The 24,587-nt window shown below is 41.3% G+C and carries 17 protein-coding genes; 2 read left to right on the forward strand and 15 right to left on the reverse strand.

Going from position 1 to position 24,587, the window contains the following annotated elements; all coding sequences use genetic code 11:
- Positions 1-103: 103 nt before the first annotated feature.
- The 8 genes from hypE to AACU32_RS13490 form a co-directional block, all read right to left on the reverse strand.
- The gene (gene hypE / locus AACU32_RS13455) at positions 104-1,207 is read right to left on the reverse strand and encodes a hydrogenase expression/formation protein HypE (RefSeq protein ID WP_096600216.1); all 1,104 of its coding nucleotides are present in this window, start codon (positions 1,205-1,207) and stop codon (positions 104-106) included.
- Positions 1,208-1,329: 122 nt separating this feature from the next.
- Positions 1,330-1,743 (reverse strand): hypothetical protein, encoded by a 414-nt coding sequence (locus AACU32_RS13460; RefSeq protein ID WP_096600218.1) that lies wholly within the window; start codon positions 1,741-1,743, stop codon positions 1,330-1,332.
- A gap of 63 nt (positions 1,744-1,806) precedes the next feature.
- Positions 1,807-2,022 carry a tautomerase family protein gene (locus AACU32_RS13465; protein WP_096600220.1) on the reverse strand — a complete coding sequence of 72 codons (216 nt, stop codon included), beginning with the start codon at positions 2,020-2,022 and terminating at the stop codon, positions 1,807-1,809.
- A 33-nt stretch (positions 2,023-2,055) separates the two neighbouring features.
- Entirely contained in the window at positions 2,056-3,240 is a 1,185-nt protein-coding gene (hypD, locus tag AACU32_RS13470) for a hydrogenase formation protein HypD (RefSeq protein ID WP_096600222.1), read from the reverse strand.
- A gap of 89 nt (positions 3,241-3,329) precedes the next feature.
- Positions 3,330-3,575 carry a HypC/HybG/HupF family hydrogenase formation chaperone gene (locus AACU32_RS13475; protein ID WP_096600224.1) on the reverse strand — a complete coding sequence of 82 codons (246 nt, stop codon included), beginning with the start codon at positions 3,573-3,575 and terminating at the stop codon, positions 3,330-3,332.
- A 65-nt stretch (positions 3,576-3,640) separates the two neighbouring features.
- A complete protein-coding gene (hypF, locus tag AACU32_RS13480; protein WP_096600226.1) occupies positions 3,641-6,028 on the reverse strand; it encodes a carbamoyltransferase HypF in 2,388 nt (795 codons plus the stop codon).
- Positions 6,029-6,030: 2 nt separating this feature from the next.
- Complete coding sequence (locus AACU32_RS13485) at positions 6,031-7,239, reverse strand: hypothetical protein (protein ID WP_339377856.1); 1,209 nt, start codon at positions 7,237-7,239, stop codon at positions 6,031-6,033.
- Positions 7,240-7,724: 485 nt separating this feature from the next.
- Positions 7,725-8,708: a hypothetical protein gene (locus tag AACU32_RS13490; RefSeq protein WP_096600228.1), complete on the reverse strand. Its 984-nt coding sequence runs from the start codon at positions 8,706-8,708 to the stop codon at positions 7,725-7,727.
- 1,006 nt (positions 8,709-9,714) lie between these two features.
- Between AACU32_RS13490 and AACU32_RS13495 the strand changes: the two genes are divergently transcribed.
- Positions 9,715-16,029 carry a PAS domain-containing protein gene (locus AACU32_RS13495; protein ID WP_096600230.1) on the forward strand — a complete coding sequence of 2,105 codons (6,315 nt, stop codon included), beginning with the start codon at positions 9,715-9,717 and terminating at the stop codon, positions 16,027-16,029.
- Between the two features lie 348 nt (positions 16,030-16,377).
- On the opposite strand, the gene AACU32_RS13500 is transcribed toward AACU32_RS13495, so the two are convergent.
- The 6 genes from AACU32_RS13500 to AACU32_RS13525 form a co-directional block, all read right to left on the reverse strand.
- Positions 16,378-17,220, reverse strand: a complete 843-nt coding sequence (locus AACU32_RS13500; RefSeq protein WP_096600232.1) for a NifU family protein — start codon at positions 17,218-17,220, stop codon at positions 16,378-16,380.
- A gap of 356 nt (positions 17,221-17,576) precedes the next feature.
- Positions 17,577-17,801, reverse strand: coding sequence for a hypothetical protein (locus AACU32_RS13505; protein WP_096600234.1), 225 nt, complete (start codon positions 17,799-17,801; stop codon positions 17,577-17,579).
- A gap of 8 nt (positions 17,802-17,809) precedes the next feature.
- Entirely contained in the window at positions 17,810-18,049 is a 240-nt protein-coding gene (locus AACU32_RS13510; protein WP_096600236.1) for a hypothetical protein, read from the reverse strand.
- Positions 18,050-18,225: 176 nt separating this feature from the next.
- Positions 18,226-19,191, reverse strand: a complete 966-nt coding sequence (locus AACU32_RS13515; RefSeq protein WP_096607987.1) for a hypothetical protein — start codon at positions 19,189-19,191, stop codon at positions 18,226-18,228.
- Positions 19,192-20,567: 1,376 nt separating this feature from the next.
- The gene (locus AACU32_RS13520) at positions 20,568-21,194 is read right to left on the reverse strand and encodes a pentapeptide repeat-containing protein (protein WP_096607988.1); all 627 of its coding nucleotides are present in this window, start codon (positions 21,192-21,194) and stop codon (positions 20,568-20,570) included.
- A gap of 190 nt (positions 21,195-21,384) precedes the next feature.
- Positions 21,385-22,059, reverse strand: coding sequence for a cadmium resistance transporter (locus AACU32_RS13525; RefSeq protein WP_096600238.1), 675 nt, complete (start codon positions 22,057-22,059; stop codon positions 21,385-21,387).
- An 874-nt stretch (positions 22,060-22,933) separates the two neighbouring features.
- On the opposite strand from AACU32_RS13525, the gene AACU32_RS13530 reads away from it, so the two are divergent.
- Positions 22,934-23,467 (forward strand): DUF2808 domain-containing protein, encoded by a 534-nt coding sequence (locus AACU32_RS13530; protein ID WP_096607989.1) that lies wholly within the window; start codon positions 22,934-22,936, stop codon positions 23,465-23,467.
- Between the two features lie 90 nt (positions 23,468-23,557).
- Here the strand turns inward: AACU32_RS13530 and AACU32_RS13535 are convergent, their stop codons facing one another.
- Positions 23,558-24,508: a D-2-hydroxyacid dehydrogenase gene (locus tag AACU32_RS13535; protein WP_096600240.1), complete on the reverse strand. Its 951-nt coding sequence runs from the start codon at positions 24,506-24,508 to the stop codon at positions 23,558-23,560.
- Positions 24,509-24,587 lie beyond the last annotated feature (79 nt).

Here is a 24,587-nt window from a genome sequence, read left to right on the forward strand (position 1 = left end):
ACTGGCTAGGGCTGTCATTTGTCATTTGTCATTTGTCATTGGTAAGGAGTTAAAACTCATTTACGTTTGGTAATATAGGTAGGTGCAATTATCAACTTATTTATTAACAAATTCGTGGCAGTTGATCACCGACTAGCATATCAACAACTCTTTCAGAATTAAACAGAGTTTTTAATAAAACCACCCCAGTCGGCGAAGCGATCGCTTCCCCAATAATTGCCGCATCTTTTCCGGCCGGGTGAGATTTCATCGCTGCTAAAACAGCCTCGGCATATTTCCTAGGTAGTACTACTACTAACTTACCTTCATTAGCTAAATATAAGGGATCTAAACCGAGAATTTCGCAAACTCCTTTAACCTCTTCCCTCACTGGGATAGATGTTTCATCAAGGCGAATTCCCACATTAGAACTGAGAGCAAATTCATTTAAGACTGTAGCTAAACCGCCGCGTGTTGCATCGCGCATCGCATGAACTTCTGGACAAACCCTAAGGATAGTTGCTACTAAGCTGTGCAATGGTTGACAGTCACTTTTAATATCAGTATCTAAAGCTAATTCACCCCTAGCAATTAAAATGGCTGCCCCATGATTGCCCAATTCACCATTAATAATAACTGCATCTCCTGGTTGAATTTTCCGGGCAGAAATGTCTACTCCTTTAGGAATAACACCAATACCAGCGGTATTAATAAATAGTTTATCAGCCGCACCACGATGGACAACTTTTGTGTCACCAGTCACAATTTGAATATCTGCTTTTTTAGCAGCGGCTTGCATACTAGCGGCTACCCGTCGTAAAGTTTCTGTTGCTAATCCTTCTTCTAAGATAACACTACAGGTAAGATATAAAGGTTTAGCACCACTTACGACTAAATCATTAACTGTGCCATTGACAGCTAATTCGCCAATATCACTACCAGGAAAAAATAACGGATCTACAACATAGGAATCTGTGGTAAAAGCTAGTCTATCTCCTTGTTGCATGAGATGGGCTAAATTAAAACTAGCTTGGTCTTCTAATTGGGAAAGAATCGGATTATCAAAACTCTTGACAAAAATATCGTCAATTAAATCGCGCATGGCTTTACCACCGCTACCATGTGCGAGAGTAATATGAGTATCTCGCACTTTACCTTGGCGACGGCGAATTTTTTCCAGATTTTGAAATAAAGAATTTTGTTCTGAGGTATTTGGTGATAAATCCATTGAATGTTGACGGTTGACGGTTGATTGTTGACTGTTAACGGTTGACAGTTGACAGTTGACAGTTGACAGTTAACGGTTGAAATTTGACAACTGACAACTAACCAATGATTAATGACCAATGACTATTGACTATTGACTATTGACTCTTTGAGAAACAGTTGTGACCAAGCAACGAAAATTAACAGAGGAATTGCTGTAATTGACTCCAATAAAATCAAGGTGTTCATTTTCAATGATAGATGCCACATTGGGGTAATAATATAGTGCCCTAGAGTAATCTGGCTCATGATGATATACAGATAAAGGCATAAATATGCAGATGAAAATGCCTTTTTAATATACTGATAAAATCCTGCTAAACCCAAAGGTGTCATAATTAACCAGATAGAATCTGTTATCTGAGGCGTAAACCAAGATGGTTCTGGATATTGATCAAAGAAAATAATATTATCAACGTAGTGCAAAATGGAAGCAAATATATTAATGATTATTAAAACAAGTAGCCATATTTGACGCTGATTATAGGTAGTATTCATGGAGATTCCCCTCATTTTTTTACGCTTTGATTGATAAGGGCACAACAATGTTGTGCCCCTAGTTTATCTACCGGATTCATCGTGTCTGCCACGATGTCTATCACAAAGTAATAAGCCATTTACAGCCCAACTTTCTCTCTCAAATTCATCAATATGAATGGTAATCCATTCGGGTTTGGTATCTAAGGCTGTAACTAAGGCATTAGTAATGGCTTCTACTAGCCGCCGCTTTTTTTCAATGGAGTGTCCTCTAGCAATTTTAACTGTGACAAATGGCATAAAGTTTTTCCTCAAATATGTGGTTGAGATTAGCTATACCAAAGATGTACTACAGGATGGCAGAGGTTCTTGAGATAATGCTAGCTTTGGTTTTTCTAGCATTGTTTTTTTAGCAAGAGTAGATAGTCTGCCATATTTATAATAGGCAGCGCAAGCACCTTCAGAAGATACCATACAAGTACCAATGGGTGTTTCTGGTGTGCAAGCTGTACCAAATACTTTACATTCCCAAGGTTTCATGACTCCCTTAAGAATTTCTCCACATTTACAAGCTTTATGGTCGGCAACTTTTTGGTTGGGAATGGTAAATTTTAATTCAGCGTCAAATTGCGCATATTCTGGCCGAATTTGTAAACCTGAGTCAGGTATGTCACCTAAACCGCGCCACTCAAATTTTTCTCGCGCCACAAAAACTTGGTTGATGGCTGCTAGTGCATTTTGATTTCCGGCTGGTTGCACAATGCGATTATATTGATTTTCAACTTCGCAACGATTTTCTAATAGCTGTTGCAACAACATCCAAATTGATTGGAGAATGTCTAAGGGTTCAAAGCCGGAAACAACAATTGGCTTATGATATTGTTGAGAAATAAATTGATAAGGGTCAGTCCCAATTACCATACTGACATGACCAGGGCCGACAAATCCATCTAGTTGCAAGTCGGGGTTATCTAATAGTGCTTTTAGGGCGGGAATCACAAGAACGTGATTGCTAAACATACTAAAGTTGGGAATGTTTTCGGCTGCTGCTTGGAGGATGGTGAAGGCGGTGCTGGGGGCTGTGGTTTCAAAACCGAGGGCGAAAAATACTATTTCTTTGTCTGGGTTGTCTTTGGCTATTTGTAAGCTATCTAAGGGCGAGTAAACCATGCGGATATCTGCCCCTGTGGCTCTGGCTTGCAGTAAGCTAGTTTGAGAACCAGGAACGCGCATGGCATCGCCAAAGGTGGTGAAGATAACGTTATCATTTTGGCAGATTGCGATCGCATCATCTATCCTCCCCTTTGGCATGACGCATACTGGACAACCAGGGCCATGAATTAATTCAATGCGATCGGGTAAAATTTCTTCGATACCATATTTAAATATAGAATGGGTATGCCCGCCACATACTTCCATGATTTTGATTGGTTTTTCTAGCTGCTGGCTGATTTTGGTAATTTCACGGCGTAAACCAAGAGCTTTTTCCGGTTCGCGGAATTCATCAACGTATTTCATATTGTGATGGTGTGGGGAAGAGTTTTTACAGATGAATCTTTTATGAAACCGCCAAAGATGTCAAGCAGGAAAAGATAATTATTGTAACGCTAGATATATGCGGCAATTTCTTCTAACAGTCTTAATGTTTCTGCTGCTTCTTGTTCGTTAATGCGATTCATGGCGAAACCTACATGTACTAATACCCAATCACCAATACAAGCTTCTGGGGGATGTTGTTCGTCAACGATACAAGCAATGTTTACTTGTCGCTTAACACCGCCGACATTGACAATGGCTAATTTATGATTATTGTCTGTTATTTCAACAATTTGACCGGGAATTCCTAAACACATTGTTATTTTCCTTGTTGAAGAGAAATGAACCACCCAGATGCAGAGGACGCAGAGAGAATATATACTTAAATAAGTGTGTTTTCTGTTAAATTATGAGCGGCGGCAATCACTGCTTGACCTAAAGATATACCACCATCATTTGGGGGAACTAAGCTGTGAGTGAGGACGTTGATTTCTAATGTTTGTAACCCCTGAATGACTTGCTCTAATAACAGACAATTTTGAAATACGCCTCCTGTGAGGACGACTTGATTAATGAGATTTTCGTGAGATAGATGTTTGACCATTTCGACAATTGCTTTGGCTAAACTTCTATGAAATTTTGCAGCTATCATCCCTGGAGATGTTTGCTGTTGCAAGTCTGTGAGCAAGGCAAGCCACATGGGGCTAGAGTCTATACAATAAATACTATCGAAAAAGGTAAAATTAAAAGGATAGTTTGGCTTTTCTTCATCATTATTTAAGCTATCGATAGCCGCTAATGCTTCCATTGCGATCGCAGCTTGTCCTTCATAGCTACATTCTTCTCGAAAAATGCCGATTGCGGCAGCTACAGCATCGAACAATCGCCCTGTTGAGGATGCTAGGGGTGAATTAATATTTTGCTCTATAAGCTGATTGAGTAACTTTAGTGGCTTTTGCTTTAAAAAATTTAATATTTCTAAATTGTCATACTTCTGTGTTAAATTTTGCCAACTATCAGCGGCTATGAGTTGGGCGTAGGTATTACGCCAAGGCTGATAAATTGCTTTTTCTCCCCCAATCATAGCCACTGGTTTAAATGTAGCTAATCGCCGAAATTGGCGATAATCTGCTAAGAGAAATTCTCCTCCCCAAAATGTACCATCTTCGCCATAACCCAAGCCGTCTAAAGCAATACCTAAAACTGGTTGGGAATTAAGAGGAATGCCATTTTCTGCCATGCAAGCAGCAATATGGGCGTGATGATGTTGGATGGAATAAATTTTGATTTGGTTAGCGGCTGCTAGTTCTTTACCAAGTTTGCTGGAAAGATATTCTGGATGTTGATCTATAACTATAGATTGGGGTTGATGCTCAAATAAATTTAAGTATAAATTTAAGGTTTCTTCGTAAGCATTAAAAGCTGCGGCATTTTCTAAATCTCCCAAATGCTGCGAGAGAATCGCCTCTCCTTCGCGTAATAAGCAAAAGGTATTTTTCAACTCGCTACCCATTGCTAAAATTGGCGGTACTTTCGCAAATCCAGGTGGTAAATTAATCGGTGCTGGCGCATATCCTCTAGCGCGGCGAATTGTTTGGACTTTATCGCCCATAACCCGCACGACTGAATCATCTACGCGATTGATAATATCTCGATTGTGTAAGAGAAAATAATCAGCGATTTTGCTTAATCTCTCCCTGGCTTCACCATTATCAATACATTGTGGTTCATCAGATAAATTGCCACTTGTTAAGACAATTGGGCGATTCATCCGCTTAAGAATTAAATGATGTAAGGGCGTATAAGGTAACATAAAACCAAGGCGATTTTGCCCAGGTGCAACTGAAGGCGCGATAGAGTATTGAGTTAATTTCTCATTCCCTATTCCCTTCCTTGACAACAAAACAATAGGCGCAGCGGAACTTGTTAATAATTCCCTTTCTTTAGGGCTAACTGTGCAATATTCGGCAATGATTTCTATATCTCTTGCCATTAACGCCAAGGGTTTGTGATAGCGCCCTTTACGCTGACGCAGTTTTTGCACAGCGGTTTCCACAGTTGCATCACAAGCTAAATGAATACCACTTAATCCTTTAATGGCGACAATCTCGCCTTTTTGCAACAAGGTACAGACAGCATCAACATCATCTAACATAGAGAACATTGAAGCAGTAACCGCTTTACCATCAGCACGTTCTAACCAAGCTTGAGGCCCGCAGATATGGCAAGCTAGAGGTTGCGCATGAAAGCGGCGGTTTTCGACGTTGTGGTATTCCTTCTCACATTCGGGACACATGGCAAATGCAGACATACTTGTATTGCATCTGTCATAGGGAATGGCGCGAATAATACTCAATCTGGGGCCGCAATGGGTACAGTTTGTGAAAGGATAACGGAAAAAGCGGCTAAAGGGGTCAAAAATTTCCTGTTGACATTGAAGGCAAGTAGCAGCGTCAGGAGAAATTTCTGTTTTTACTGTATCACTGACACTATGAGCGATCGCAAAATCCTCAAAATCCTCAAAGTTAAATTCACCTACAGCCGGAGTTCTGATAATTTCTTGAATTCTGGCTAAAGGTGGGCATTCCTGCTGTAATCTGAGGACAAATTCTCCTAAAGCGGCTTCGCTACCAGTTACGCGGATTAACACACCTTGTCCATCATTACAAACATCTCCCCGCAAACCGCAGGCTTTAGCTAGACGGTAAACAGTCGGGCGAAATCCCACACCCTGAACTGTACCGCGAACTCTAATTTCTTCACTTGCCATAATTAATTAAATCGCCACAGCAAAATTCGGTTATTTCCAGAATCAGCTATTACCGCAGTTTTCCCACAAATTTTAATTCCGTAACACCAATTTAAACTGTCTCGTGTTGGCAATCCAAAATCACGATTTTCACCTTTATTTTTAAAAGTTGTTTGTCCGGCAACTCCATCTGCTGCCACACCTTGCAGTGATAAAATTGACTCTGGCTGTTTCCATCCTAGCAAGCGAGAATTAGCAGTATCCGCCACTATCAACCAATCGCCGGCAACATCCACACCATAAGGCATACTCAAACTAGCCGCACTGGGAGAATAAACCCCTTGATTCATTTCTACACAATCAAAGTTTTTTTGTCCCAATACCACTGCACAATCGGCATTATTTTCTGTTGGCATCCCTTGCCAAATCATCACCCGGTTATTGCCAGCATCAGCAACAACTAAATTATCTCCCCAAAAGGTAATATCATGACACCAGCGCATACTTGAGGCTGTGGGAGAAGCGCCGCCATTTTCATTACGGGATATCATATCTGGTTGTCCCAATACTAAATCGGCGGGTTGTCCATTTTCTGTTGGTAATTCCTGCCAAATTAACACCCGACGATTACCAGTATCAGTGACAAATAGTTGCCCTTGATGATAGCAAATCCCATAAGGCCAATGCATTGTATTTGCTGCGGCTAGTTGACTACCTCGATTTGGTTCGTTATCAGTAAAATTAGCTTGTCCTAACACCAAATCTGCTGGAACATTACTATCTTCTGGTAATTTTTTCCAAATCAATACCCGATGATTCCAAGCATCTGCAACCGCTAATCCTTCACCACAGGCACAAATCCCTGTTGGTACACTGAAAGTTGCTTTTCCTGGTGTACCTTTAGCATTTTGTCCCTCATGGTAAAAATCTGGTTGTCCAATTACCCAATCAGCACTTTGATTATCTTGAGTAGGTAAATTTTGCCATCCCAATAATCGATGATGTCCTGTATCAGCTACCCATAATGGCCCTGTTTCTGATAATAAACAAGCACCACGAGGGCCAAACATAGTTGTGGGACTAGGCGCTATGGGAATGACAAATTGTCCTGGTTCGAGAATATTACCTAAAATTACCTCGGCACCTGGAAGGGAAAAGGGTAATTTTGGGGTAATTTCTGTTAGTTCTGGCGGTAATGGAGGTGTGGAATTAAGTTTAATAAATTTAGGCATTAACCGCTGATGAATGCTGAGTGATGCTAATTATTATTAGTCATTTGTCATTTGTATTTATTTTTTCACCAATGATTTATTCTTGCTGTATCAGCCATTGCAACTTCACTAAAACTACACTGTTCTGATTTACAACTGGCTTAAAAATTTTGTTCAAAAAATCCCTTTTAATCTCTTATCTCTGTGTTCTCTGCGCCTCTGCGGTTAAATCAATTATTTTTAAACCGCAGAGGACGCAGAGGCGCAGAGAGGAAAGGAGATTTTTAGTGTCACCTGCAAATGGCTATTTATAGGATAAGTGGTTACGCAAAATTATTCATGTCATTGCGTAGGCGCAGCCTTCCCGTAGGGTACGAAATAAAATGTAGCGTTCGCGTAGCGTCTCGCAGAGAAGCAATCTCCAAACCCTTGCGATTGCTTGATTCCGCTTCGCTTCATTCGCAATGACAAATGTACATTTAATTTTGCGTTAGTACTTAATAATTCTATGTTTTCTCATATTGCATTTGAATTTCTGTTTCTACTTCTTGCAGGGCTTGGGCAACAACTTGCGCTTGTTCTAAATGTTGACGCTGAGTGAATATTTCCCAAGCTTCTTGATAGTAATTCCTGGCTTTGACAAGATTTTCTGGATTACCTGCTTCTGGCTTTGCAGGATCATCAGGTAGGTTGAATAGGGCGTTAGCTTTGTTAGAAATTGTATTGGCGTATTCTAAAGGTGTATCTTGAGCATTCCGAACTTTTAACGCTTCTTCGTAAGCTGCGATCGCTCGCAAATTATTCTCTACAGGATGGTTACTCTGAAGATATTGTAAAGCATTCCCCAAATTATTTTGTAACATGGCATATTCTCTGGGGTTTTCAATCAGGGTAATATGCTTGAGTGCAGCCTCAAATGTTTGTACCGCTAAACCTTCACACAACTGTTTTTGTTCCATTCCCACAGAAATGGAAAGATAGGCGATCGCAATATTGTTGTGTAAAATTGCATATTCCTGTGGGTAATTATCCGCAGTAAATACCCGCAATGCATCTTGATAAGCTTTGATGCTATCCGCTATTTGTGCCAAATTGAACGGTACTAAGGATTGCAACACTAACCCTAAATTCATCTGGGCTTCGGCTACTTCCTCTTTAGAAGCTAACTGTTGCAGAATTGGTAATGCTTCTGTATAGGCTGCTTTCGCTTCTAGCAGTAACTCGGTTCCCTCTTGGGGAATTGTTTTTAAAGCCCCAGCCATACCCACTTTAGCGCGGGCTTTCATCAGGGGATAATCGTCACTGCACATTTCCGTAGCCCGTTTATAAAGTGCGATCGCACTCCATAAATCTTGAGCAGTTTGTGGCTTTTTCTGTAAACCTTGTCCTAACTCAATCAGCATCTCGATTTTCTCTTGTGTCGTTGCTGACTCCGATGCAATCGCTGCGATCGCGGCCTTGACTGTTGAATCTGTAATACTAGGGATCATCTGAACAAATATGAAATGATTGGTGTACACATAGTGGCAAGTATTCTCGACTCAAGCAGGCTAGACAGTCTCAAGCAGAAGATTTTTCTGCTCTCTACCTATTAAATTGACTTAGGGTTAGCCGCAATTGATTTCCTAGCGCGAAAGTTGCTTCTACTTTAGAGTAATTTACGGCTTAATTTCTAGATTTATCAAGCTTATTTTAACCAAAATATACACAATTTAATTGTTGATTAATATCTTTTATTATGCTGCTATTTAGGCTACACGATCTTATTAGATTGATATTAGATACTCTACTGAATTTTTTGATGTATAAATAAATTTATATAGCCAACTTGAATCAAAAAATACATTAATTAATTATTAATTAATGTCATTTAAAGCTAATAACAAATCTCTACATCATGTTAGTAAATTAATATTAGAGAATTATCTGTATTTTTTGATGCAATTGCCCAAATTCCTAGTTCCCCGACTTCTTCAATAAGTCGGGGATCTGAAACCCAATCAAATAGGACTACTATAGCGGTTCTCACTTGGATGCAATACAACCGAGGGCGGGGAAGCAAGCTACGCACAACGGATGCACCAGAGGACTGAAGTCCTGACTACGAAATGAATTCCCAAATTTTTACTTTTTTCGCACCGACTTAACTTAAACAAAAAATATTGATTAATATTAATGAAATTAATGAAATAAAAATAATATTAAATTTAATTTGCTGCCTCAAGATAGTTATTCACATCCAGTGTGGGCACAAATAAGCATGAAAATCTTACCCCTTCTGCCTTTTGCCTTTTTCCCTCTGCCTGATTTTCCAGCTAATTATTAAGGGAATATGTAATCCTGGCTACTAAGATTACACAATAGATAAAAATTGTTGACATTGCAGAAATCTGCGTTACTTCCATCCAAGGTAAAATAGCTGGACATTGGTGAGACTGGATGTTTGTTGTGCCTTGAATTACAGTCTCAGGCTCTTTCAGTGTTTTGCGCTCACGTATGTTTACCCCTGCAACTGTATTGCTTCAAGCTGAACTGGTAACTGCGATCGTTACTGACCCTTTGACGATCGCACCGGATGCTAGTGTAGTGGATGCGATCGCTTTAATGAATGCAGGTAGTACAACTGGTAATTTTACAGATGAAATCAATGCTGCATCTGGGCTTTTGCTACCCCAGGTGCAACAAAGTTGTGTTTTAGTAATAGATGATACTCAACTAGTAGGGATTGTCACGGCGCAGGATCTGGTGCGCTTGACTGCTTCTGGGCAAAATTTGGCAGAAGTGGCGATCGCTCAAGTCATGTCTTCCCCGGTGCGAACCCTGCAAGCTGCCAACTTCACCGATATTTTTGTCCCCCTAAGTCTATTTCAGCACTATCCCATTCGTCATTTGCCTTTAGTGGATGCTCAAGGTAGGGTGGTGGGATTGCTCACCCATGATAGCTTACGCCCACTATTGCGCCCGTTTGACATCCTGAATTTACTCAAAACTGCCGAGGTGATGAATCGAGCTGTAGTTCAAGCACCACCTACGGCGACTCTAGCCGAACTCACCCAGTTGATGAGTAGCCATTGTGTTCGGGCGGTGGTGATTGTGGATATTACTGAGTCATATGTTATTCCGGTTGGGATTGTGACTGAACGGGATATTGTGCGGTTGTTAGCTCTAGAGCTAGATTTCGCCATCGTCCAAGCCCAGACGATCATGAGTCGGTCTGTGGTATCTGTGGTATCAGACACCTCCCTGGGGGATGTGTGGCAATTAATGCAACAGCGGCAAATCAATCAGGTGATTGTCAAGAGCGATCGCGGTGAGTTATTGGGCATTGTCACCCAAAGCTTGCTATTGAATCTACTAAACCCGATGGCAATCTCCGGTTTGGTAGAGCGGTTGGTGCAGGAACGCACCCGCAAGATCCAGGAACAGGTAGCACGAGAACAATTGCTGACGCAAATCGCTACCCAGATTCACGGCTCCCTCAACCTTGCAGAAGTTTTAGATACTGCGGTGACAGCCTTGAGAGGGTTCTTGCAGTGCGATCGCCTGCTAGTGTATCAATTCCAGCCAGATTGGAGTGGCATCGTCGTTGCTGAGTCTGTGACTGAAAAGTGGCAAGCATTGCGAGAAGCTAACATTACAGATCCATGTTTTCGTCACCTAGCGGCGGGTTTATATCGCGACGGCAAAACGCTTGCCATTGACAACATCCAGACCTTTGGTTATCCCGCCTGTTACCTGAGAATGTTAGAGCAACATCAGGTAAAAGCCAAGTTGGTAGTGCCGATTTTAGTCTCAGGGAAACTGTGGGGTTTGTTAATTGGGCATCAATGTGCCGACTATCGACATTGGCAAGCGGCAGAATTGAGCTTGCTTGGGGAGATTTCCCTGCAATTAGCGATCGCAATTCAGCAAGCCACCGCTTACCAACAGCTACAAATTCAAAATGCGATATTGGAACGCATTGCCAAAGCCGAACCACTAGCAGAAATTTTGCAGGATCTGCTGCAAGCAATCGAGATGCAACTGGTTGATGCTGTATGTTCCATCATGCTACACAATGGCGATGGTAAATTGTATTCGGTAACTACTCCCCAATTGTCCGCCGCCTACCTGCAACAAATCAATGGCATCCTAATTGATGAAGGATTTGGCTCCTGTGGTACAGCCGCCTTTTGCCGAGACACCGTCATCGTTTCGGATATTGCTACCGATCCACTCTGGCAGAATTACCGAGAATTGGCTTTAGCACAAGGTTTGAAAGCTTGCTGGTCAGTGCCGATTATTGGCAGTGATGATTTAATTTTAGGTGTCTTTGGCGTTTATTATCGAGACAACCGCGTCCCCCAAATGCCAGAACGAGAAACTGTGACCCAAGCAGCAAATATTGCCAGTATTGCCATTGAACGGCATCTAGCAACGCAAACCTTACAGCAATTAAACCAGGACTTAGAAAACCGAGTTGCAGAACGCACTGCTGCCTTACAAGCTAGTGAAGAACGCTGGCAATTAGTCCTCAAGGGAACTAATGATGGTATTTGGGACTGGGATCTCAAGACTAACAAAATTTTTTATTCCCAGCGCTGGAAACAAATGCGTGGTTTCACTGACGATGAAATTGGTGATTCCCCGGATGACTGCTTAAGCCGGATACACCCCGATGACTACGATCGCGTCATGGCTGCCGTTAATGACCACTGTGCTGGCAGAACTGAGTTCTTTGAAACTGAGTATCGCACTCAATGTCAAGATGGGAGTTATATGTGGGTGCTGGATCGGGGTCAGGCTTTGCGCGATGAATCTGGGGAAGTGGTTCGCATGACTGGTTCCGAGAAAGACATTACCCAGAGCAAATTAGCTGAGGCAGAACTGCGGGAAAGTAAACGCCGTTATCGCACTCTCGCCGCTGCTGCTCCAGTTGCCATCTTTCGGTTTGATCAGCCTTTAAACTGTGTCTATGTCAACGATCGCTGGAGCCAAATGACAGGTAGACCAAAAGAATCTGCCTTGGGTAGGGGATGGATCGAAGCCTTACATCCAGACGATCGCGAGCAACGCCTTGCTGAATGGACTGAAAATTATGCCCAAGCGACTTCAGGTAATCATTTTATTGACCACGGTGAGGGTAGGCATTTACGTCCAGATGGTAGCATTAATTGGTTCTACGTCCAAGTTGCACCAGAAATTGATGCCAATGGTCAAGTTATTGGCTACATTGGCACATTAACCGATATCACCGCTCGTAAACTTGCCGAGCAAGAAAATCAACAGCTTCAGGAACGGTTACAATTTGTACTCTCTGCCAGCCCCGCCGTCATCTTTACCTGTAAACCTGGGGGCGATTATGGTGCTACTTTTGTCAGCGATAATCTCTACGATGTGACGGGCTACACCAGTGCAGAATTTTTGGCCGAGTCTAGCTTTTGGATCGATCGTGTTCACCCAGATGATCTCCCTTCCTTGCTTGCTCACGCCCCATTGTTGATATCGGGACAGCATACTTATGAATATCGATTCCGGCATCAGCAGGGGCACTATATATGGATAGGGGGTGAACTCCGCGTAGTGCGGAATCAGCAAGGAACGCCGATAGAATGGATCGGTTACTTTGCCGATATTAGCGATCGCAAACTTGCCGAGCTAGAAAATCAACGGCTCCAAGAACGATTACAATTTTTACTCTCTGCCAGCCCGGCTGTGATTTTTACCTGTCAACCTGGGGGTGACTATAGTCTTACTTTTACCAGTGAAAATATCTACAATGTGACGGGCTACACTGCCGCAGAATTTATGGCTGAGTCTAACTTTTGGGTTGAACGTGTTCACCCAGAGGATTTACCACGGGTAATGGCGGAAATTTCCCCTTTATTTGAGCAAGGGCTGCATATTCATGAATACCGCTTCTTACATAAGGCAGGACATTATATATGGATACGGAATGAACTCCGCCTCATTCGCGATCGCCAGGGCAACCCGCTCGAAATTGTCGGCTATACTATCGATATTAGCGATGTCTACGACGAGCTTCGCTTACGCAAACTTGCCGAGCAGGAAAATCAACGGTTAAAAGAACGGTTACAATTTGTACTCGCCGCTAACCCCGCTGTAATTTATACCTGTAGACCAGAGGGCGATTATGGTGCTACGTTTGTCAGCGAAAATATCTACAATGTGACAGGTTACACTAGTGCAGAATTATTAGCTGAGTCTAGCTTTTGGATTGATCGTGTTCACCCAGAGGATCTGCCTAGGGTGTTGAGCGAAGCTACCCAAATATTGGCATTGGGACAGCATACTTGTGAATATCGATTCCGGCATCAGCAAGGGCACTATATATGGATACGGGATGAACTCCGTGTAGTGCGCGATCAGCAGGGAACGCCGAAGGAATTTGTGGGTTACTTTGTCGATATTAGCGATCGCAAACTTGCTGAACTGGCGCTGCAAGAAAGTCAGCGTTTTATTCAACAAATTGCCGATGCAACACCCAATATGCTGTATCTTTGCGACCTGCAAACACAGCGCAATGTTTACGTAAACCGTGAGATTAGCGTAATTCTGGGCTACAGCCCTGAGGCTGCGCAGGCAATGGGGACTAATTTGTTTCAAATCTTGTTACATCCCGACGATTTAAGCCGACTACCCGCCCAATTGTCACGCCTGAAAATAGCTAAGGATGGGGAAATTATCGAATATGAATATCGCATGAGACATGCCAATGGCGAATGGCGTTGGCTCTACAGTTGGGATGCGGTATTTAGCCGCGATGCCGAGGGACAAGTCCAGCAGATCATCGGTACAGCCCAGGATATTACCGTTCGCAAACTGGCTGAACAGGAAAATCAACTGCTGAAAGAACGGTTGCAATTTGTACTCTCTTCCAGTCCGGCGGTGATTTTTACTGTTAAACCCAATAGTAATGAAATTACTTTTGTCAGTGATAATATCCGCACAATGCTGGGCTATACTCCGGATGATTTTGTTTTGGATTCTGGCTTTTGGACTAGCCATGTTCACCCGGAGGATGCACCACAGATAGTGGCTGGCATGACTCAATTGTATGAGCAAGGGCAGCATATTCATGAATACCGCTTCTTGCATCAAGCAGGACATTATGTCTGGATGCGGAATGAACTACGCTTAATCCGCGATCAGCAGAGAAATCCCATTGAAATTGTCGGGTATGGTGCTGATATTAGCGATCGCAAACGCTTGGAAGCAGCACAAAATCGCTTGATTGCCATACTGGAAGCCTCAACTGATTTCATCCTGATTGCCGACCTAGCCGGTACAGCGATCTGGAACAATACTGCACTCAAACGCTTCCGGGGGCTTGACGATCTAGCAGTTAGTCAGCAAAAACCAATTGATTACCATCCCCAAAGGGGTGTGGAATTACTCGAACAGCAAGCTTTACCCGCCGCGATCGCCAACGGTAGTTGGTTGGGAGAAAACATCTTGCTAGATGCCCAAGGGCAAGAAATTCCCGTCTCCCAATTGCTTCTGGCTCATAAATCCCCCCAAGGGGAAGTAGAATTTTTCTCAACCATCATGCGTGATATGCGCATTCACAAGGAATATGAACAGCGCTTAGAGCGCACAAATGCCGAACTGCGCCGCGCTACCCGCCTCAAAGACGAATTCCTCGCCAACATGAGCCACGAACTTCGCACCCCCCTCAATGCGATTTTGGGGATGTCGGAAAGCTTAATCGAGATGGTATTCGGTTCCCTCAACCACCAACAGCACGAAGCGATCGCCACCATTGAACGCAGCGGTCAGCATCTTTTGTCTTTGATTAACGACATTCTGGAACTCTCAAAAATTGAAGCCGATAAGCTAGAATTGAAAGTTAGCTCGGTTTCAGTTGCTCAGCTTTGCAAAATCAGTTTGGACTTTGTTAAACAACAGGCATTTAAAAAACAGATTCAACTAAATTTCACCTTGCCGACAATCCAAGCAGAAATCTCTGCGGATGAGCGGCGCATCCAACAAGTATTGATTAACCTATTATCCAATGCAATTAAGTTTACCCCTAATGGTGGTCAAGTTACCTTGGATGTCACTGTGCAAAATTCCAGCGAATTGTTAGATACTCATAGCTGGATTCTGTTTTCTGTAACCGACACAGGTATTGGTATTGCTCCGGCTGATCAAGCCAGACTGTTTCAACCCTTTGTGCAGATTGATAGCAGCCTTAACCGTAAATATGAAGGTACTGGACTGGGGTTAGTGCTGGTAAAACGAATCATCGAACTGCATGGGGGAAATGTCAGCCTACGCAGTGAACTCGGTCAAGGTAGCTGCTTTACCGTGAGCTTGCCTTATAATGCTTGTCAACTTCAGCAAACGTCAACTTCCAGCTTACCGCCATCTGTTGATGTAGAGCAAAACTCAGTAGCGATCGCCCCAACACAAGTCATCACTGTACCCACAACTCCCCATTCGCCCCTCATCCTGTTAGCAGAAGATAACGAAGCCAATATTAACACCATCTCTAGCTACCTAGAAGCCAAAGGCTATCGGATGCTGGTAGCGAAAAATGGACAAGAAGCGATCAACCTTACCCAAACCCACCATCCTGACTTGATTGTCATGGATATCCAAATGCCAGTAGTTGATGGATTACAAGCAATTGAAAGAATTCGTCAAGATCCCCAACTAGCCGCCATCCCAATCATTGCTCTGACAGCAATGGCAATGATTGGCGATCGGGAAAAATGTCTCGCCTCTGGAGCGAGTAAATATCTTGCTAAACCAGTTAAACTCAAACAACTAACAGCTACAATTCACCAACTTTTAACTATTAAATAAGCAATTTGTAGAGACGTTTCCGGAAACATATCTACAGCCTAATTATTTATCAGTATAAAAATCTGATTCGCTTCTGCCTCCTGCCTTAGGTGATTTCCGCGAAAGAAAATAAGTAGTTCAAACTAATTAAACGTCAAATGTCATTACGAGCGGAACGTAGTGTAGCGAAGTAATCTCAAAAAATCTATCTTACCTTTTTTAAGGTTGACCTACTTACCTGTGTTGGCGAGTTTCGACTTCGCTCAACTCTCGACTCTGGAGTTGGTTGAGCGTTCGCGTAGCGTCCCGCAGGGAAGTCGAAACCAACGGCGGCGGTATATTTATTCCTGTAAATGGCCTTATTTCCAATCATCGCAATTGGACAAAAACCTTGCCTTCTTTAATTTGTAACGGATATGATCCAAGCGCCACATCAGGAACCGTTAAACATTCACCAGTTTCTAACTTATACTGAAAACCGTGGGCAGGACAGGTAATAATACCATTCTCTACCTTACCCCCATCCAAAGTTGAACCGAGATGAGTGCAAGCATTATGGTAACAGCTAATACTATCACCTTGTCGAGATAAAATAAACGAATTCCCGGCAACTTGTACTGCTAAAACAGCAGATTCGGGAACTTGATCAACAGTTGTGACTCTCAGCCATGTAGAACCTCTTTTTAGCGCAAATGGACTAGTTAAGTTAGACTGAGAATTATCAACAGCAGACCCACTACTCACAGCAATAACTTTAGTAATTTCCGGGCAATGGGATTTAATAGCTTGTTCAACTCCTTGAGATAAAGTTAAAGTAGAAGCAGGACAATTACTGCAAGTTCCTATTAGCCTAACTTCTACTGTATCTGGTAGTTTAATTGCTACTAGTTCCACATCCCCCTTATGGCTTTGTAAACCTGGTCTTACTTCGTCAAGGGCTATTTGCAGACGGTGTTCTAAAGGTGGTGTAGGTGGTTTGACTAATTCATGATATAGCAATACTGCATAGACTACTTCATCATCTACAGCATGGCGTAAGGCTGATATAGATTCTGATTTTACGCTTTTAATTAAACGTTTCAAAGCTGTTTTATGTAAGTCTTCAATTGCTCTTTTTAAACCGACAACTACACACCTTTGGCTTTCATCCCACTCAGCTATAATTGCCTCAAATCGGTTGATTTCTTGAACCAATTCTTCTAGGTTAGTCATTTGTCATTTGTCAATGGTCATTTGTCAATGGTCATTTGTCAATGGTCATTTGTCATTTGTCATTTGTCATTTGTCAATAGTTATGAGAGCATCCCAATTTTGCCCTGAATAAATTTGTAGTGGGAGCATCTTGCTCCCTAAGATCAATTCAGCGCTTGAATAAATTTGTAGTGGGAGCATCTTGCTCCCTAAGATCAATTCAGCGCCTGAATAAATTTGTAGTGGGAGCATCTTGCTCCCTAATGTCAATTCAGCGCCCTAGAACCCCGCACTACAAAAAAATAAATTTACACATTTGGGATGCTCCCAAAGTTATCAGTTATCATTTATTCAAATGACAACTGACAAATGACAATTTACTTCATCTTGAAGTCTTTTAGTAGAAATGGCATAGCTGCGCCGGTTGCTAAGCTAGATATGATGACTGGTAACCAAAAAGGCATGGCAGTTTGTGCAAGTGTAACCAATATTAGGAAACCTATGCTAATACCAATTGCCAGTTGCCGAACAAAATATATTGGGTCGCGCAGTAACTTTCCTTTGAAAAATAATTTAGCAGATAACCACCCAAGCTCAAACATAAAACCTCCTAAAAATTTGTGAATAAATTAAGTACAGCTAGCCCTAAAACTACTGCTGGAATTACACCCGCAGGGCCAAATAATCCGCCCAATGTTGCTGAAAACTTATAACCTAAATCTTTTCCAGCTAATAGCATTGCACCAATAGCACCACCAAGCATGGATACAAGAGTTGCTATGATTAACGTCAAAATTACTGTAGTAATGTTAAGTTCTCCCGATAAAAAATTGCTCAAAACATCTAGCATTTTTGGTTTCCTTGAAATATATTTATTGTTTTGTTGATTTTTGCAGCAATCCTCTTGAAGTTGTGAACTTCTGCCGGAAAATAGCTAATAGCTTTTTACCCAAATCTTTGAGGATTGTTATAACTGTAAACAGTACACAAGCTAATGAATGACAACTGTTAACAAATAACTATTTATTAATCATGTTTTGTAATGTATGTAACAATTTTTTGTATAGCTTGGGCTACTAATTGTGCTTGTTTTAACTGTTGATGTTGGCTGAAAATTTCCCAAGCTTCTTGATAGTAAGCACGAGACTGTAAGAGATTGTGCAAATTACCGGCTTGAGGTTGTTGGGGGTTGTCTGGTAATTTGCTGAGGGCATTGGCTTTGTGAGAAATTGTGTTAGCGTATTCGAGGGGTGTGTCTTTGGGGTTACGCACTTTTAAAGCTTCGTCGTAAGCGGCGATCGCTCTTAAGTTATTCTCTAAAGGATGGGAACTCACAAAATATTGCCAAGCGTTACCCAAGTTGTGTTGTAACATCGCATATTCTCTAGGGTGATCGATTAGCTGAATATGCTTTAGCGCCACTTTTAATGACTGTATTGCTAGCCCCTGACGTAAATATTCCCGTTCTGAGGCTAGAGGTAGAGAAAGGTAGGCGATCGCAATATTGTTATATAAAACGGCGTATTCTTGCGGATAATCTTGCCAGGTAAACACCCGCAAAGCCTGATGATAAGCGTTGATGCTGTCTACTATCCGCGCCAAATTGAAGGGTACTAGTGATTGCAACACCAACCCCAAATTCATTTGTGCTTCTGCCACTTCTGTTGGCGAAGCTAACTGTTGTAAAATTGGCAATGCCTCTTCATAGCTGACTTTCGCTTGCAGCAGCAGTTGCGCACCTACATCCGGAATCCTCTGTAATGTCCGAGCCATCCCCACTTGCGCCTTGGCTTTCAGTAGGGGATATTCCTCACCACACATGGAATAAGCCCGATAATATAGGGAAAGTGCATTCCGCAATTCTTTGGTAGTTTGGGGCTGTTTTTCAAAGCCTAGCCCCATCTCGATCAGCATTTGGATTTTTTCTTCTGTAGTTGCTGACTCCGATGCGATCGCCGCCTTCACTACTGAATCTCTAATGCTAGGGGTCATAACTATCGTAATCTGGCCGTTGGGGAATTGAATTTTTCCACGCCCACGAGTGATGAAGATACGAAAACGCATCTCATCAAGGGCTATACATACTCAGCCGATTTACGCAGATTGTGAATCTCTCAGGCGGAATTCCCTGATTTTCCCCAATATCACTTTGTCTGTTTATCCTCCTCTTTTCTTCTCTCCTCACCAGGGAAAGAATCTCTTAACACCACTAGCAACAAAACACCATACAGGTAGATTGTTCACCCTAGAGTTGGTATGACAACAGGGAAGCCAGAATTTCAATTGTCAGGTGTTGTTACCAGTAGTCTACAGAACAATCCTGGAATTGAATTTATCAAGCTTTTAAACTATAAAACAATTTATTTATAAATATCTAGAGGGAAATTCCCAATACTCAGGAAATTTTTAAATACCTAAAAAATTCGTTAAGCAAGTTTACATTCACTGCTCACAAACAGGTAGATATTCAAGTTAAATTTTTCTACTATATTATATACATTTCTTGTGATTATCTCAGCCAATAGCAAGAATTTATTTGTATCACAAAATAACATTTATCTGCTCATGATTCTTGCTCTTATACCGCTAAAATTCTTACTATGACTGCATTTTAGCGAAAAATAAAAATTTAAATTAAATAATTAATCTCATGAGGGTCTATATATTATCCAGCTTTTTTCCCAAAAAACAGTTATATTTGTAACCTGGTAATCAAATTTTTCTGAGATGGCAACCGCCAGCAATTATTAATTTTTATTTAATCTGAGAGAAAAATTTAAAAAAATATTTTAATTTTAAAGATAAACAGTGATAAACAGGTGATACGCTGCAATCCTTATCACCTGAATCATGCATACTAACTAGTGAAAAAACATAGCCGATGACTAACGTACTATGGCTACAGGGTGGTGCTTGTTCGGGTAACACAATGTCATTAGTGTAGACACTATAGAATAAATAAAAAACTCCACCCTTAAGGAGATGGAGTTTTTGGGCATGGGGAAGATTGTACCGCCACTGTTTGGCCAATGTCCCAAGCGACGGGCGAAACAACCTCGTCCACCCACTCTTGGAATACAGTTTCCCGGCGCTTCAATAAATAACCTCTCAGGGACTTACAAAAAATAAATTACCCATATTCCGTAGTGCGAGCCGAAAAGCTCGATGAATGAACATCAGCTCGCGAGACACTCGTACTAGTAGCGTCTCCGTTAGGAGAAGCCTCTCGAAGAGAAGAGAAGTATTACGAATTAAACCACATCTATTTTGAGAACCATAATTTTAAAAGTAGTGGGAGCATCTTGCTCCCTACTCTTCGTAGCGGGCTTTCCAGCCCGCACTACTCCAGGTTTCAAAATGGACAAGGTTTAGTAATTATTTGTCATGATTCCTAGTGGTAGGGCTGCATCTTCTAAATCAGCCCCTAGCAGGTTTGCTCCTTGTAGGTTCGCAGTTAAGAGATTGGTTTTTTGTAAATCTGCCTTTTGTAAATTAGCGCTTTGCAGATTTACTCCTTGTAGGTTTGCACCTTCTAAATCTGCATCATATAGATTAGCGCCTTGCAGATTTGCTCCTGCTATATTTGCTTTGCTCAAATCTACTCCTTGCAAATTAGCTGTTTGTAGATTTGTTCCCTGTAAATTTGCTTTTTCTAATTCTGCATCTTGGAGATTCGCACCTTCCAAATTAGCAGCTTGTAGGTTTGCTCTTTCTAGTTGTGCGCCAATCAAATTGCATCCCACACATTCATTAGTTGTTAATAAACGGCTGACATTTGCTGCTACAGGATCTACAGGCCAGATTGTAGGATATGTGAATGGCGCTGGTGATACTACTGGGGCTGGTATGGATTCAGTAGGAACAGAAGGTATAGGTTGCGTTTCTGATTGCGCTAGGGCGTTGGGTTGATCAAACAGAGAAAATACTGTGACAAATGCTAGAAATACAGTTGTAAAAATCCAGGAAGTAATTTTTTTTGAGTTTGCTTTCTTCATCTTTTTCCCCTCATAATAATTTGATTTTAAGCCAAAGCAATACATTGCTATCTTCTGGGCTACCTCAAAGATAAATTTGCTAATGTATTTTCCCATCTTATAATTTTCAGCATATAAAAAATCCAATAAATTTAAAATATTTAAAATTACTTAAAAACAGTAGGCGACGCTCTAAGCGAGCGTCCAAAATCTACTTAAAAAGCGTTGCCAGACTTGGTAATAGTTGAAACGTCCCACTTTTCATCATAATAGAAATTCCCAGCCAAATTAACACAAAAGGGAATATTTTTCGACCAAAGCGGGCTAGAACAGGAGCCATCAGAGGATTACGAGTCAAGTTGTAAGAAAGGAAGCACCACAGCCCAACAGTAAAATAACAAACACACAAAATGACACCTAAACTGGGAAGATTAGTACTAGCAAACAACGGCACATATATGCCAATATTATTTCCACCATTGGCAATTGTGACAGCAGAAACGCGGTATGTTTGGGGATCGCGAATAGTTGCCCATAATGAGTTTCTATGATGCTTAGATTTAACTGAATGTTTGAAATCTAATGACACAGCTTGTATCGTGTCTTCCTCATCTTCTCGACTCATGAGATTACTAATACCAATAGTAATCGGAAGAATACCTAGTAATCCCACCCAAGCTTCTGGAAGGACTAAACCACCGAAGAAACCAGGAAGACTGGCAGCAACTAATACAGTAAATCCAATAAATTCACCGAGAATAATATGCTTAGGGCGAAAGACATGATTAACTTTGCCAAAAAAAGCCGTTAAGTAGATATTGTCGTCAAAGGTAGTGGCAAAAGCCGCAGATATCCCAAGAATTGATGTCCCAATCAGCCAATCCATAGTCTTTGCTCGCAATAATTCAATGTTCTTTTGACTATTTCTGCTCTGCTGATAGAAGAAGTAAGAATAGTTCAGCAGATTCTGAAATCAAATTTTGTGGTTTTTGATGGCGATTGCAATCACATCTGTGCTGTTTTTTAGCAAGCTAGCTTTGCTGTGTATGCTCTTAATATTATGGTTTGCCACTCTATAAAAGCAAATATTATTTTTTGTCTAAACGATAAACAGAATTTATTAATCGTTCATAGAGCCTTTAGTCATGACTACAAAATTACCTAACCTGCTGACAAAGATGTGAGATTGTATGGAAGTAACTTCTTTAGGGCAAAAACAGTGACTATCCATAATTTCTATTTATCAGTTTAAGAACAAAGAATATTTGCTTTAATTATTTGCTTAGTTTTATCTTGTAAATACAAGGTATTAAACGCCAGACTAAAAGATTTCTAGCTTGATTTTAGATAAAAGATGCCTATGAAGTATATACCCAATGCCGGATAAAATATCTTTCTTCCGATTAATAGTCTCTTTTTTGAAGAGAAATTAAATGCCCTATATGCACATAGGATTGTGGGTGTTTTTACAAGTAAACGTTTTTTTTATTTAATGATGTATTCCACTTGTAAAAATATCAATAATTAAGCCAGAATATATTTGCCATGTCCGAAAATCAGGCTGGGAAAGATGAAGTCTTCAGTAAGAAGATAAACCCTCAGATATATTACCCTGAGGTTGTTTAATCATCTACTCTCGTATGGCATATCAACAAAAGCGGCATCAGCTTATAGTCAGAAATTGACTATAACTTGAGGATGCTTTTGTAATTGAATTGCCAATTTTCAAGCCTAATTTAAATATCCATCCCGTAACTGCCATGAAGAATATTTCTAGATTATCCAAAGCTATGTTGGCTTTCAGCTTTGGACTCTGTTTGCTGCCTATTTCCAAAACCTATGCCAACACTAACCCCGATTTTCCAGTAGCTCTTGCTGCTAGGACTACCTATAATCAAACCAATGTTTCGACTGCAACATATTATTTCACGATCGCAGTACCCGCTTCTGCAACAAAACCCTTGCAACAAGTGACACTGACGCAGATTCAAGGTGGTGAAAATATTGAGTTTGATGCTCAACAAAGTAGCGCCTTTTTGGGAACAAGCGATCGCGGTGGAGAAAATCTCCAATTTGCGATCGCTAGCAACCCCAGTCAAGATGATACCGTAACACTCCAGTTCGCCCAGCCTTTACCACCTGGTAAGACGGTAACAATCGCTCTCAAGCCTTACCGTAATCCTGCTTACGAAGGATTTTATCTGTTTAATGTCAAAGCTGCTCCCGCAGAGCAGGGTACAGAAGGTCAATCTCTAGGTGTCGCTCGGTTACAATTTTACCAAAACGACTTCTAACTGGATAAGTAGTGCTTCATCGCATTAATTTTGCGGTGCTGCGAGATCCCCGACTTCTTCAAGAAGTCGGGGATCTGAACACTACTAGATTTAATAGCCAGCAATTTTATCAACGACATTACGCAGGGGTTGACCGTGGTAATAGCGTGTAAAATTATCGAGAAAAAGTGCGATCGCTCTTTCTCTGGTTTTGGGGGAATGTCCAGAACAGTGGGGTGTCAGAAAAAGATTTGGTTGATTCCATAAGGGACTTTCTGGCGGTAGCGGTTCTGTAAAGACTGTATCTAAAGCTGCACCAGCAATTTGACTTGTTTGCAAGGCTTTAATCAGTGCAGGTTCATCAACAATTGCACCACGAGCAATATTAATTAAATAAGCATCGGGACGCATCAAACTAAACACTTCTGCATCAATTATGCCTTTGGTTTCTGGAGTTAAAGGTGTGGCAATAACTACATAATGTGCTTCACTTAATAGCGGTTTCCATTCATTTGCACCCACTATTTTATCAAAGTTGGGTAATGGTTGCGGATGACGGCGACTACCATAAATATTAAAACCAAAACCTTTGGCACGTTTCGCAATTTCTTGTCCAATTCCCCCTGCACCGATAATTAATAATGTTTTATCTAGCAGTTCTTCACTTCTAAGTCCTCGTTGCCAACTTTTTTGAGTTTGTAGTTCATGCAATTTGGGAAAATTCTTGGCGTAAGACAATATATAAGCAATCACAAATTCCGCCATCGGAATTGCATGAAGTCCTGCGCCGTTAGTCAGGAGAATTTCCCGTTCTAAATATTGTGGTGTCAGAATATTATTAACACCTGCATTTGTTGCTTGATGCCAACGCAATTTAGGTGCAGATTCTAAAACCTTCTGTAAAGTCGTCGGTTTTATATAATAAAGCCAACTAAAATAAACTTCCGCATCTGTAGCATCACCATCAATATTGCCATCCACATCAGCCCGGACATATTTTATATCTTCAGGTAGATGCGGTACAATTTCATCAGCAACTTCTATAGGTAGAATTAGCTTCATAGTCACTTACTCCATTTATATCTATGTTAAATGTTTTCTAGATAACCGAAAAATTTACTATTAATCCTAATATGCTTGT

The organism is Calothrix sp. NIES-2100 (genome assembly GCF_963875285.1).
Lineage (GTDB): Bacteria > Cyanobacteriota > Cyanobacteriia > Cyanobacteriales > Nostocaceae > Aulosira.